Genomic DNA, 11,420 nt, shown 5'->3' on the forward strand with positions numbered 1-11,420 from the left:
AATTTGCCCGGGGGTTCCGAAACGCGGTCGCCACGTCCGCCCCTCAGCCCCGCCCACTCGGAAGGCTCGTCACATAAACGCGATTGTCGAACATATCGGCGCGGACCATCTGATCCCCGTCTACCCAAGGCCCGCGCCCGCGCAGCCCCGCCCGTCCGAATTCATTCGTCTGGCCCGGCGCGACCTTCTGAGCCTGTGGTGGAACGAGGCCTACGACTACAAGATCATGCCGACCCGCATTTTCGGGCGTCAGGTCACGATCCTGAACAACCCCCATGCCATTCAGCATGTGATGGTGAAGAACCACGACAACTACGAACGCAAAGCCCCGCAGCAACGCCGCGCGCTGGAGCAGCTTCTGGGCGACGGCCTGTTCATCTCCGACGGCGAGACGTGGCAGTTCCGGCGGCGCGAGGTCGCGGCGACCGTTCACCGCCGGAAACTCGACATCTTCGCGCCGGTCATGGTCGACGCGACCGAGGAATTGGCGCAGCACTGGCACCAGATGGGCGACGGGGCACAAGTGGACGCGCTGGTGGAAATGGCCGATCTGACGGCTGAAATCATCGCGCGCGCCGTGTTCGGCAGCAAGCTGGGGCGCGACAAGACGCTCGAAGTGATCCAAGGCTTCACCGACTACCAGAAGGTCGTGAACCAGATCAACGTCGCCTATTTCCTTGGTGCGGACGATGGCTGGCCGCTGTTTCCCGGCCCCCGCCGCCGCGCCTCGATCGCGCGTGTGCACCGGGTGATCGACGAGCTGATCGCGCATCACCTGTCGGGTCGCGGCGACCCGAATTCCATGATCGCCATGCTGATGAAGTCGGTCGATCCGCGCACGGACAAGCCGATGACCCCGGTCGAACTGCGCAACGAGGCCGCGACGATCTTCATGGCCGGGCACGAAACCACGGCGGCCACCCTGACATGGGCCTGGTATCTGCTGTCGCGCGCCGAATGGGCCGAAGACCAGCTTCACCGCGAGTTGGACGAGGTTCTGGGCGGGCGCGCCCCGACGCTGGCCGACGTGCCCCGGCTGAAATATACCCGCGCCATCATCGACGAAACGCTAAGGCTCTATCCCCCCGTCCCGATCCTCGGGCGGCAGGCGAAGGAAGCCGACATGATCGGCGAGTTCCCGATCGACGCCAAAAGCCTCGTCCTCGTGATCCCGTGGCTTCTGCATCGGCATGAGGAGTTCTGGGAGCGCCCGCATAATTTCGAGCCGGACCGGTTCCTCGACAAGCGGCCCAAGTTCCCCTTCGCCTACACGCCCTTCGCCGTCGGCCCGCGGGTCTGCGCCGGGACCGCCTTCGGTCAGGTCGAGGCGGTTCTGTGCCTCGCCACCCTCGCCCAGCAATTCCGGGTGCGTGTGCCCGAGGGTGCCGATGTGGTGCCCCAGTGCCGTCTGACCCTGCGTCCGCGCGGCGGTCTGCCCGTGACCATCCATCCGCGCCGGGACCGTGGCTAAGCCGGTCAAGAAAGCCGCCCGCCGGTGGCGCCCGGAAACGCCGCCGACCTGGGAAGACTTCAAGGCAGGCGGCGGCAGACGCGCGCGTTGGCGGCGCTATTGGCTGCGCGACACGCGGGACGGGATCGTCGATTACATCATGCACTACGGCCTGCGCCTCGCCCCGCTCGAACTGTGCTCGAGCGTCGGTGACACGCTTGGGCGCACCGTCGGGATGCGCAACTACGAACTTCCCGTGAACCGGTTCCGCGCGGTGCTGTCCGCGATCCGGCCCGACTGGTCACCCGACGAGGTCGAAGCCAAGGTCAAGGACGGGTTCGGGAACTTCGGGCGCCTGATGACCGAGTTTTCCGTGCTCGACCGCATCTACCCGAAGGGCCGCGTGACGGTTCACGGGCTGGAACATCTCGAAACGGTCAAGGGAGGGCCCCTGATCCTGCTCGGACTGCATCTGGGCAATTTCGAGGTTCTGGGCCCCACCCATATCGCCCACGGTGTGAACATCATGGGGGTCTATGAGCCGCCCGACAGCCGGTTTCGCCACGCGCTCGCCATCACCGCGCGTGAACGCTTCGGCGGCAAGGTGTTTCCGGCCGGTGTCGACGGAACCCGCCCGATGATGAAATGGCTGCGCGAGGGCAACGCGGTCCAGATTTTCGCGGACGAATTCATCCACGGCGGCGTGCGCGGCCCGTCGCTTGGGCGTGGCGTCCGTTTCGACGGCAACATCGCCTTCGCGGTGCGCATGGCGCGCAAGACCGGGGCGCAGATCCTTCTGACCCATGCGAAACGGCTCAAGGGCTGCCGGTTCGAGGTGCATTACATCCACGTCGAAAGCGTCCTGAGCGACGAAAGCCTCGAAGAGGCCGTGACCCGGATCGACCTTATCGCAAGCCGCCGGATCTTCGCGCTGCCCGAGCAATGGTACATGGGGCACGAGGTTCGCAATGCCGAGCCGATTGCCAAGGGGCGCCACCGCATCATCGGCGACGCCTGACCCCGGTCACCCGCCCACCACGATCCGTGCCCCCGGCCCCGGACCGAAGCTTTGCGACACCTGCGCGACCTCGATCTCGAACGGGGCGGTCACGCTGTCCGCCGCCTGCATCGCGGCGGAATAGGTCCACGCGGCGCTCGTCACCACGACTTCCCGCTTCACCGACCCGCCGTCGATGACCCGCAGGACGTAGGATTCGCTTTCCTCGCCCAGCGGCACTTCGACCCCCTGCCAGCTATCACCGTCGATCCGCGTGCGCCGCACCCATGTGACCGCGTAGTCGCCGCCTGATGCCCGCACGGAAACATGCGCGGGCGTATAGGGTCTGAGCCCCACGCCATAGGTGGTGACCACGCTGTGCTCATAGGTCTCGTCGTCGATGGTTTCCGACGCGGGTCCGATCCGGTAGTGCCGTTCCAGCCCGCGTGCCGACAGCGGCAGGTTGAGCGGCGTCACCGCACTGTCGAGGAACACCACCGTCGACCCCACCGGCCATTCGGCGGGCATCGCCCAATCGCTCCCGGCCTGTCCGCGCAGCCGGCCCGACAGCTCGTATACGTCCTCTTCGACCAGCACCGAATCCGAGAACTGGAACACCTCCCACCCGTCCGGGTCGCCGAAACCGATCGCCGCGACGTTGGACCCGCTCAGGATACCGTCCAAACCCATCGAAGACACCGCCCCCTGCGGCAGCCGCACGCGCAGGGCCGGCCCCCGGTCGATCAGGCCGGGGCGTGCCCAGCGCAGCGTGCTTTCGGTGACACCGATCCGGGCCGGCGCGCGGATCACCTGATTGAGCGAATAGCCGTTCTCCGAGGCCGAGGAATAGACCGCCACCGGCCCCGGCCACGGGTCCGACGCCACGGCAAGGCGCGGCAGATGCGGCGTCTCGTCCCCAGTCAGAAGCGGCAGGTCGAGGAACACGGGATAGACCGGCACGGCAGGTGTGAACTCCGCCAGCTCGATCTCGCTCTCGACTCCGTCCGAGGGGGTCAGCACGCCCGGTTCGACCCGCACCGCCTGAATCATCTGGACGCCCGCCTGTTCGACATGGTCGATGCGGAAATACCCGGTGCCGTCGGCGGTCTCCAATTCGACCACGTCGCCCGCCCGCCAACTCAGGTCGGACGGGGCCAGCGCAAACCGCGCCCGGTCCCGCGCCACCCGCGCCTCGGCCAGCCACCGCTCGGTGATCCCCCGCGCCTCGGCTTGCGTCAGGATCATCGGCAGGTCCGAGGACGAGACGGAATGCGTCTCTTCGTCCGGAAAGATCGCCTCGACCGACCGCACCTCATAGGCGGACTCGGATTCCGTGTGATTGAGCCGCACCCGCCCCACCATCTCAGCCTCGGGGGCGCGCGAGAACTCCAGATCGCCCTCGATCTCGTCGGTCGCCACGAACCGTGCCGGGTCAAGCGTGCCGTCAGGCGTGCCCTTGCGGGTGAAAAACTCCAGCACCCCTTCGCGCTCGGCCGCCTCGAACCCATAGGCCAGCATCAGCGGCTGAAGCGCCGTGCGCGCGTCGGTCACCTGATCGACCATGTAGCCGCGCACCAGACCATAGAGCCGCGAGACGTCGAAATGCGTGACGCCGGAGCGCGTGCAGATCTCGGACACGACCGAGGCGAGCGAGCGGTTCGACGCGCGACCGTTCAGCCAATGGCCCCTTTCGTAATTCTCCCAATCCCCCCAGGCGGCCCGCTTTTTCGGGAACCACGGAAACGGGCGCGCATCCCAGGCCCAGACATGGGCGCGATCCATGTCGATCATCTTGACGCCCGTCAGCTGGTGCACGGGGTTGTTCGCGGGGTCTTCCCAGAACTCGCGCACCGCCCGCAGATATTGCATCTGCATGAAATCGTCGCGGTGGCCGTTGGAATAGCGCGGCAGCGAGCTTTCCGAGCTTTTCGGGTCCAGAAACTTGTTCGGCTCGTTCGTACCCTTGTCGATGGCCGCGCAGCCATATTCGGTGAACCAGATCGGTTTCGATCCCGCCACCCAGTCGGTCGACGCGGTTTGGCGCACGCCGCCGATCCGGTTGTGGTGCTCGTTTTCCCACCAGCCCCGGATGTCCTTGTAACGCCAGACCCACGGCTCATTGTGCGCCCCGTCGGTGATCGGGGTGCGAAGCTGCACCTCGCGCGCCTCGGGCGCGTGGTAGTACCAGTCGTATCCCTCGCCCCCCATCACGTTCGATTTCAGGTAGTCGAGGTTGTAGATGGACCCCCAATGCGCGTCCGCGTGATCCCCCCCCTCGCGCCAGTCGGACACGGGCATGTAGTTGTCGATGCCGATGAAATCGATGTTCGGGTCGGACCACAGCGCGTCGAGGTGAAAGAACACGTCGCCCGACCCGTCCTGCGGGTGATATCCGAAGTATTCCGACCAGTCGGCGGCATAGCTGATCTTGACGCTCGGCCCAAGGATCAGGCGGACATCATTCGCCAGCGCCTGCAACTGCTCGACCACCGGAAAGCTGTTCCCTGCCCCCCGGATCTGGGTGAGGCCGCGCAGTTCCGACCCGATCAGGAACGCCTCGACCCCGCCCGCCTGCGCGCAGATCGTGGCGTAGTGCAGGATCATCCGGCGATAGGACCATTCATAGGGGCCGATATAGTTCACCGTGCCCTCGACCGGGATGAAGTGATGCGGCTGGGCATTACCGAAGAACGCCGCAACCTCGGCCTCGGCCGCCGCCGTCCCATCGGGCGAGCCTGCCTGCCCCGACGCCTTCGACGTGGTGATCCGCCCGCGCCACGGCAGTTTCGGCTGGCTTGCCGCACCCGACCACGGATCGGTCAGCCCATTGCCCTCCATCTGCTCCATCAGGATGAAGGGATAGAACGTGACCGCCTTCCCCGCCTCTTTCAGCCGCACGATGGCCTGATAGACCGAGAAATCGGTGGGCGTGCCGCCATAGACCGCGCGGTCCCCCTCATAGGGCACCAGCGACGCCCCGTCCCGGTCCAGTCCCGAGACCTGCCACGGCATCTTGATCCCGTCCCGGTCCTTCTGATCCACGCGCGGCGCGATCTCGCACTGGTCCGCGCGCAGATCGGTCCCGAACCATGACACGACCAGCGACACGGACTCGCAGTTGGGCAATTCGCCCTCGAGCATACCAAGCGACGCCTCGAAATCCGGTTTGCCCAGCGGTGTGTGCTTGTTCGCGGGCGTCCGTCTTGCCGGCTCGCCGCCGAAATGCACCACATCCGTCGCCAGCGCATATTCCCCGCAGCCGGGGATCATCGCGACCGCCTTGGTCCCGCGGGCAAGGTCCGGGGCCTCGCCGGGCTGTTCGGGGCGGAACACCTCGAAATTGAAGACCGGGATGCGATTGCCGTATTGCGTGATGTCGAGGTTTTCGATCACCACATAGGCGGTGCCGCGAAACGCGGGTGTCTTGCCCGCGCCCAGCGCGGCCTCGAGCGCGGGATCGGGCATCTGCGCCTCGTCCCCCGGATAGACGCGCATCGTCAGGTGCTTGGGCTTCACCTCTTTCCCGTCCGCCCAGATCCGGCCGACATGAGTGATCTCGCCCTCGCACAGCGCGATGGCGAGCGACACGGAATAGGAATACTCGGTCACCGTCGGCCCCTTGGGGGCGAGGAAGCCCTTGCCCGACCCCTGCGCCTCGCCATCCGTGATGGTCCGGTTCTCGCGCACCCTGCCCGACCAGATCACCTGACCGCCCGTCCGGTAGCGGCCATAGAGCTGCCCCACGGGCGCGCCTTCGGACACCCCGGTAATGCGCAGGCGGTCGACCTTGCCGGTTTCGACCGGCTCGGACCCGGTGCTCATCAAGCGGTTGTCGATCATGCGCCCGGCGATGGCGCCGACCGCGCGGCCGATCACGACCGAGGACAGGCCCAGAACCGAGCCGCCGATGGATGCGCCAAGGCCCGCGCCGATGGCGGACAGAACGATGGTGGCCATATGCTACCCCCTTTCGGGAAAACGGAACGTGCCGACGATGCGGCGACGCCACGGGGCGGAAAGCGAGCTTTCGACGACCCCGTGACCGGAATAGGCGTGGATGAAGGTCTCGGGCGTCGCGAGCACGCCGAGGTGCTTCGCCACCCCCTTGTCCCGCATCCGGAACAACAGAACGTCGCCGGGTTTGGGGCGCTCGACGCGGGTCAGAAGCGCGGTGGCGGTGCGCATGAGCACCTCGTCACGCGACGGCTCCGACCAGTCGGGCGTGTAGGGCGGGATCGCCACCGGCTCCCCCCCATAAAGCGCGCGCCAAATGCCACGAATGAGGCCAAGACAATCGGTGCCAGCCCCCTTGCAGGAGGCCTGATGGCGATAGGGCGTGCCGATCCATGTCCGCGCCTCGGCCAGCGCATCGGACCGGATCACTTGCCGCCCCCGGTTTCATCCACCGTCGTCCCCTGCACCGGGACCGACAACAGCCGATCCTCGCCGGGAATGTGGGGAAAGCCCCGGAAGTTCACGATATTGTCGAAGCGGTCGCGGCAAGTCTGGTGCCGCTTGTCGCAGCCCGCCTCGATCCGAACGCGGTCGCCCACGCGCATCGGCGCGCGCAGGGCCTGCCACAGTTCGACCACCCGGCCCCCGGCCCCGATCCCATCGTTCTTGATGACACCGACAAGACCCGCCGCGCCTCCGTCCAGCACGGCAAAGCGCCCTTTCTCGAACCACCGCTCAGGCTGTTCGTCCGCCCCGTCGAGGGTGAAACGCACATCGTCTTCGATGGCGACCACCGCCAGCTCCTCGGAAAATCCCGGCTGGTTCGTGTCGAAGCCGCAACGCCCGTTGCCCAGAACCGCCGAGCAGGCCGATTGATAGACCCGACCCTGCGGGCGGTTCAGCGTTTCGGTCAGCCCCAGCAATTCGGCCCGGAACGCCCCGCCCGAGCGTGTGATCTCGCCCAGAGATCCGCGAAACTGCAACAGCCGCTCGTCGGGATTGGCCCAGTTCACCAGCCACGCCTCGACCTCGGCCCCGTCGAAACGGCCCGCGCGAATGTCGGCCTCGGTCACAGAAGCGTCCGACAGAGCGCCCAGCGCCTCGGTGTTGTCGATGGCAAGCCCGGTGGTCTGCATCAGCGCATGCGCCGTCAGCCCCGTGTCGGCGCGAAACGTCACACCGGCAAAGACAACGTCAGTGTCGTGATCGGTGAACCCGCGCACCCAGCCATCCTTGCGACGAAGCAGCCAGCACCGCGCCAACGTGGTCAGCCCGGATTGCAGGTGGTCCAGAAAGTCTTCGGTCAATGCCATCAGACCCGCACCTCCACCACCGGCACGTTCGGCACGTCGCCCGCCTGAAATGAGGCGACCGAGGTCTGGATGCGGTCGGTGTCGAACCGCACGGGCACGTCGAACTCGAACCCCGCCGTGATCTCGGCCCCGATGGGGGGCGGGTTCATGAACGTCACCTCGCCAGTGGCGGTGTTCACGGTGTAATCGATGGTCTCGATCTTGGGATCGCCCGCCAGCCCGATCTTGACGCTGCCCGCCACCGGTTTGCGGATCGGGCGGGCGTAGTTGCTTGCCCCGCTCTCATAGGTCTTGATCACCTGAAAGACGGTCGTCTCGCCGTCGCCTGTGGCCAGACGTTGATCCATGTGCTCGGGGTCTTTCGACGGCAGGCTCGACTTGTAGTCGGACCAGTCTTTCCAGCGGAACCCGAAAAGCTGCCCGCGCCGCGCCTCGAAGAACGCGATCAGCACCTCGATATCGTCGAGCGAACGCATCCCCATCCCCGCGTCATAGCGGCGGCGGCTGTGCGCCCACGGCGTGTTCCGCTCTTCGAACCCGTTGGCGAGCGTGACGACCTCGGTGCGCCGCTCCGGCCCGCCGACCGAGCCGAAACTCAGGTTGGGGGGAAATCTAACCTCGTGGAAACTCATGGCACCCTCCTCAGCTATAGCGACGCCCGCGCCCGAGCATCCGGTTAACCTGTGCGGCGACCTGCCCCTGCGAACGGCGGAAACTTTCCGCATCCGGCGTCGTGATGTTCATGGTGACGTTGACGGATCGGCCACCCTCGGCGCGCACGCCCAGCTTGCCGTCGCGGCCACGGGTCAGCGGCATGATCGCCTCAGGCCCCGCCTCGCCCATGAGGCCCGTGGCCCCGCGCATGGGAAAAGACACCGGGCCGTTCACGATCCCGCCGTTGGCGAAAGGCATGACGCGGCCCTGGGCAAAGGCCCCGCCGTTGGCATAGGGCAGAAAGGCGTTCATCACCGTGCCCAGCCCCTGCCCCAGAATGCCGCCGAAATGGCTGACAAGCGGCGACACGGCGGCGTCGTAGACCGTGTCCAGCATCGACCGGCCCAGCGATTGCAGTGCCTGCTCGGCGTTCATCGACCCATAGACCAGCCCGTCCAGTGACTTGCGCAGCCCCCGTGTCATGCCGGAAGACAGCCCCGACACATCGGTATTGAGCTTGTCGAAGGTCGCGCCCACCCGTTCGATCTCGGCCGAGAAATGCGCGGTCAGCGCGGTCGCCCCCTGAAGCGAGCCTTCCAGCGCCGCCACCTGATCGTCGAATGCATCAAGGCTTTCAATGTCCGCCATCGGTCATCTCTCCTGTATCTGCGGGCGTATCGGGAAAAGCCCGCGCCAGATCTTCCAGCCGCGCCCGGTCAAGCGGCCCCGCCGCCCCGTCCCGGCCCAGCATCAGCGTGAGTTCGGCGGGCGTGAGCGCCCAGAACTCATGGGGGCGCAGGCCCAGCCCGCGCATCCCCAGCCGCATCAGGCCCGACCAGTCGAAGCCGCTCATTCCACCTCCGGCAGGCTGAAGGCGCGCACGATAAGTTGCCCGGCCACGCGGGCGGCCTCCATCGGGCCACCCGCGATTTCGGCGGCGGCAAGATCCATCGCCCCGTGTCCGCCACCGCGCAGGCCGGCGACCAGCACCGCGATCACGTCACGCGCCGAAAACCGCCCGCCCTCGAACCGCTCGACGAGGGCCAGAAGGCTGTCGGCCCCCAGCCGCTCTTCGAGTTCCGCAAGCGCCCCGAGCGTCAGCTTGAGCACCCGCCGCTCCCCGTCGATGGTCAGCGCCACCTCACCCGTCCACGGATTGGCCATGTCAGAGCGCCGTGAAGCTGAGTTCGCCCGCCGAGGCCATCGACATCTCGAACGTCGCCTCCCCGTTGTGGCTCCCGGCGTATTCGATGCCGGTAATCATGAAAGCGCCCTGAAGGATGCCGAAGTCGGGGACGATCACCTGAAAGTCCGGCACTTCGCCGTCGAAGAAGATCTGGCGCGCGCGGGCATCGGTCGCGTCATCCTTGAAGATGCCCGATCCGGCGATCGACGCGGATTTCACCCCCGCGCCGCCAAGCAGCTCACGCCAGCCGCCCTGGCTTTCGAGCGAGGTGACATCGACGCTTTCGGCGTTCAGGCTGATCCGCGTCGCGCGCAGGCCCGCGAGGGTCGAGAAGTTGCCGGTGTCGTCCATGTCGATCTTGATGAGTAGGTCTTTGCCGTTCTGTGCGGTCATGACAGGTCTCCGTTGGTGTGAGGTCAGCTATCTTCGACCCGCGCCCGAAAGCGCAGATCGATGCGCCGCATGTCGGCGTCCTGCACCCGGCGCGCCCGGGCACGGTGGAAATTGAGCGAGACGAGTTTGCCCCGCGACAGGATCAGCGAGGCATCGACAAGCGCGTCGGACACCGCCGCCGCAACCTGTTTCGCCGTGGTGAACCCGGCGGCATCCGAGACGACCGAGATCGTCACCTCGTGCAGCGCGCCGTGGTCAGACCCATCCGCCGCATCGCGCACGTCCTCGGGTCCGAGCGCCACGTAGGTCACCCCGGTCAGTCCCGGCGGCACCGCGTCGTAGATCGCGGTTCCCACGAGGGACGCGAGTGAACTGTCCGCCGTAAGCCTTTGATAAATCGCCTGTTGCAGCGCCAGCGCCGTGCCATAGCTCATACCGACACCTCCTCTTGCGCGAAGCAGGTCAGGTACCGTGCGGAATGATCCGCCTCGGCCACCGCGACGATACGGAAAAGCCGCGCTCCGGCCCGGAACCGCTGCTCCGGCTTGGGTCGGGATGGCGACCCATGCGGGGCGGCGCGCACCGTGATTTTCCACGAGATCGTGGAGGCGGTCATGCTCTCGACCGCGCGTTCGCGCCCGGTGCCCGCCTTGATATTCGCCCAGAGCGCGCCGAGCTCGACCCAGGTGCGGGTGAAGCCCCCGGCCCCGTCGGCCACGTCGACCGGCTCTTCCAGCGTGAGCCTGCGATTGAGAACCGGCGCCTTCATGCCCGCCCCCCGCCGAAGATACGCAGATCGCGGTAGCGTTCGGTCAGCGCGGTCACGTCGCTCGGCAGACGGTCGGCGGCGGGATCTGCGCGGTCCTCGTAATACTGGGCCGCCAACAGGATGATTGCGTGGCACAGATCGCCCGGCAGGTCGCCCCAGGTCGGGCCGAACCCGGCGTCGAACGAGATCAACGCCTTGCCGTTCACCGGGATCGGCGGCAGCAGGAACCCTGTGGACACCAGCCGGGGCCGATGCGTGTCGGGCACAAGCGCATAGCGCGCCGGATCGACCACCTCTTCGTCGCCGTAGCGGTCGACGATGGTCAGCGCATGGATCGCCGAGACCGGCGCGATGGGCAGCGTCTGGGAGGCAAGGTCGCGCCATGCGGTCGTCGTGAACGCGAAGGCCCGCGTCAGCGTCGCCTTGGTCGTGCGCGCCTCGATCGCCGCAATGGCCGCCCGCAGGTAGGACCCGAGCACGCTTTCCTGCACGTCGTCGTCGGCGAACCCTGTGCCGAGCCGAAGGTGCTCCTTGAACGCCCAGACCGGCAGGGCGCTGCTCTCGATCGTGGTCTGCTCGACTAGCATCATGGATTTACTCCGAAATTCGGGCCCCTCGCATCGATGGTAGGGCGCGCGCCTTCCAAGCCGCCCGGACGGAGGGGGAGCAGCAGGACGGCAAGGAGGTTTGGGCGCGCGCCCATC

13 protein-coding genes are annotated in these 11,420 nt (G+C 66.9%); 2 read left to right on the forward strand and 11 right to left on the reverse strand.

Annotated elements, in window-relative coordinates:
• Window positions 1-226 precede the first annotated feature (226 nt).
• Both FCT00_RS17460 and FCT00_RS17465 read left to right on the forward strand, forming a co-directional pair.
• Entirely contained in the window at window positions 227-1,471 is a 1,245-nt protein-coding gene (locus FCT00_RS17460) for a cytochrome P450 (protein ID WP_008329362.1), read from the forward strand.
• A complete protein-coding gene (locus FCT00_RS17465) occupies window positions 1,464-2,468 on the forward strand; it encodes a lysophospholipid acyltransferase family protein (protein ID WP_138424041.1) in 1,005 nt (334 codons plus the stop codon). The genes FCT00_RS17460 and FCT00_RS17465 overlap by 8 nt, the downstream gene beginning before the upstream one ends.
• Window positions 2,469-2,474: 6 nt before the next feature.
• Here the strand turns inward: FCT00_RS17465 and FCT00_RS17470 are convergent, their stop codons facing one another.
• From FCT00_RS17470 to FCT00_RS17520, 11 genes are read right to left on the reverse strand one after another with little or no spacing between them, the layout of a single operon-like run.
• Window positions 2,475-6,404, reverse strand: a complete 3,930-nt coding sequence (locus FCT00_RS17470) for a baseplate multidomain protein megatron (protein ID WP_138424042.1) — start codon at window positions 6,402-6,404, stop codon at window positions 2,475-2,477.
• Window positions 6,405-6,407: 3 nt separating this feature from the next.
• The gene (locus FCT00_RS17475) at window positions 6,408-6,830 is read right to left on the reverse strand and encodes an NlpC/P60 family protein (RefSeq protein ID WP_138424043.1); all 423 of its coding nucleotides are present in this window, start codon (window positions 6,828-6,830) and stop codon (window positions 6,408-6,410) included.
• Complete coding sequence (locus FCT00_RS17480; RefSeq protein ID WP_138424044.1) at window positions 6,827-7,714, reverse strand: DUF2163 domain-containing protein; 888 nt, start codon at window positions 7,712-7,714, stop codon at window positions 6,827-6,829. The genes FCT00_RS17475 and FCT00_RS17480 overlap by 4 nt, the downstream gene beginning before the upstream one ends.
• Window positions 7,714-8,346, reverse strand: a complete 633-nt coding sequence (locus tag FCT00_RS17485) for a DUF2460 domain-containing protein (protein ID WP_138424045.1) — start codon at window positions 8,344-8,346, stop codon at window positions 7,714-7,716. The genes FCT00_RS17480 and FCT00_RS17485 overlap by 1 nt, the downstream gene beginning before the upstream one ends.
• Window positions 8,347-8,356: 10 nt before the next feature.
• The gene (locus FCT00_RS17490) at window positions 8,357-9,016 is read right to left on the reverse strand and encodes a phage tail tape measure protein (protein ID WP_008329373.1); all 660 of its coding nucleotides are present in this window, start codon (window positions 9,014-9,016) and stop codon (window positions 8,357-8,359) included.
• Complete coding sequence (locus tag FCT00_RS17495; protein ID WP_008329376.1) at window positions 9,003-9,221, reverse strand: rcc01693 family protein; 219 nt, start codon at window positions 9,219-9,221, stop codon at window positions 9,003-9,005. Before FCT00_RS17495 ends, FCT00_RS17490 begins: the two co-directional genes overlap by 14 nt.
• The gene (locus tag FCT00_RS17500; RefSeq protein WP_138424046.1) at window positions 9,218-9,532 is read right to left on the reverse strand and encodes a gene transfer agent family protein; all 315 of its coding nucleotides are present in this window, start codon (window positions 9,530-9,532) and stop codon (window positions 9,218-9,220) included. Before FCT00_RS17500 ends, FCT00_RS17495 begins: the two co-directional genes overlap by 4 nt.
• A 1-nt stretch (window position 9,533) precedes the next feature.
• Window positions 9,534-9,947 carry a phage major tail protein, TP901-1 family gene (locus FCT00_RS17505; RefSeq protein ID WP_138424047.1) on the reverse strand — a complete coding sequence of 138 codons (414 nt, stop codon included), beginning with the start codon at window positions 9,945-9,947 and terminating at the stop codon, window positions 9,534-9,536.
• A 23-nt stretch (window positions 9,948-9,970) separates the two neighbouring features.
• On the reverse strand, window positions 9,971-10,381 hold the full coding sequence (locus FCT00_RS17510) for a DUF3168 domain-containing protein (RefSeq protein ID WP_008329382.1): 411 nt from the start codon (window positions 10,379-10,381) through the stop codon (window positions 9,971-9,973).
• The gene (locus tag FCT00_RS17515; protein ID WP_008329384.1) at window positions 10,378-10,716 is read right to left on the reverse strand and encodes a phage head closure protein; all 339 of its coding nucleotides are present in this window, start codon (window positions 10,714-10,716) and stop codon (window positions 10,378-10,380) included. The genes FCT00_RS17510 and FCT00_RS17515 overlap by 4 nt, the downstream gene beginning before the upstream one ends.
• Entirely contained in the window at window positions 10,713-11,306 is a 594-nt protein-coding gene (locus tag FCT00_RS17520) for a head-tail connector protein (protein WP_138424048.1), read from the reverse strand. The genes FCT00_RS17515 and FCT00_RS17520 overlap by 4 nt, the downstream gene beginning before the upstream one ends.
• Between the last annotated feature and the right edge of the window lie 114 nt (window positions 11,307-11,420).

The organism is Maritimibacter alexandrii (genome assembly GCF_005871115.1).
Lineage (GTDB): Bacteria > Pseudomonadota > Alphaproteobacteria > Rhodobacterales > Rhodobacteraceae > Maritimibacter > Maritimibacter alkaliphilus.

Excerpts from the sequence above, each read along its gene's own strand:
- FCT00_RS17490 (WP_008329373.1), bottom strand. The coding sequence starts at position 9,016 with ATGGCGGACATTGAAAGCCTTGATGCATTCGACGATCAGGTGGCGGCG.
- FCT00_RS17515 (WP_008329384.1), bottom strand. The coding sequence starts at position 10,716 with ATGAAGGCGCCGGTTCTCAATCGCAGGCTCACGCTGGAAGAGCCGGTC.
- FCT00_RS17460 (WP_008329362.1), top strand. The coding sequence starts at position 227 with ATGCCGACCCGCATTTTCGGGCGTCAGGTCACGATCCTGAACAACCCC.
- FCT00_RS17470 (WP_138424042.1), bottom strand. The coding sequence starts at position 6,404 with ATGGCCACCATCGTTCTGTCCGCCATCGGCGCGGGCCTTGGCGCATCC.
- FCT00_RS17520 (WP_138424048.1), bottom strand. The coding sequence starts at position 11,306 with ATGATGCTAGTCGAGCAGACCACGATCGAGAGCAGCGCCCTGCCGGTC.
- FCT00_RS17500 (WP_138424046.1), bottom strand. The coding sequence starts at position 9,532 with ATGGCCAATCCGTGGACGGGTGAGGTGGCGCTGACCATCGACGGGGAG.
- FCT00_RS17505 (WP_138424047.1), bottom strand. The coding sequence starts at position 9,947 with ATGACCGCACAGAACGGCAAAGACCTACTCATCAAGATCGACATGGAC.
- FCT00_RS17485 (WP_138424045.1), bottom strand. The coding sequence starts at position 8,346 with ATGAGTTTCCACGAGGTTAGATTTCCCCCCAACCTGAGTTTCGGCTCG.
- FCT00_RS17510 (WP_008329382.1), bottom strand. The coding sequence starts at position 10,381 with ATGAGCTATGGCACGGCGCTGGCGCTGCAACAGGCGATTTATCAAAGG.
- FCT00_RS17480 (WP_138424044.1), bottom strand. The coding sequence starts at position 7,714 with ATGGCATTGACCGAAGACTTTCTGGACCACCTGCAATCCGGGCTGACC.
- FCT00_RS17495 (WP_008329376.1), bottom strand. The coding sequence starts at position 9,221 with ATGAGCGGCTTCGACTGGTCGGGCCTGATGCGGCTGGGGATGCGCGGG.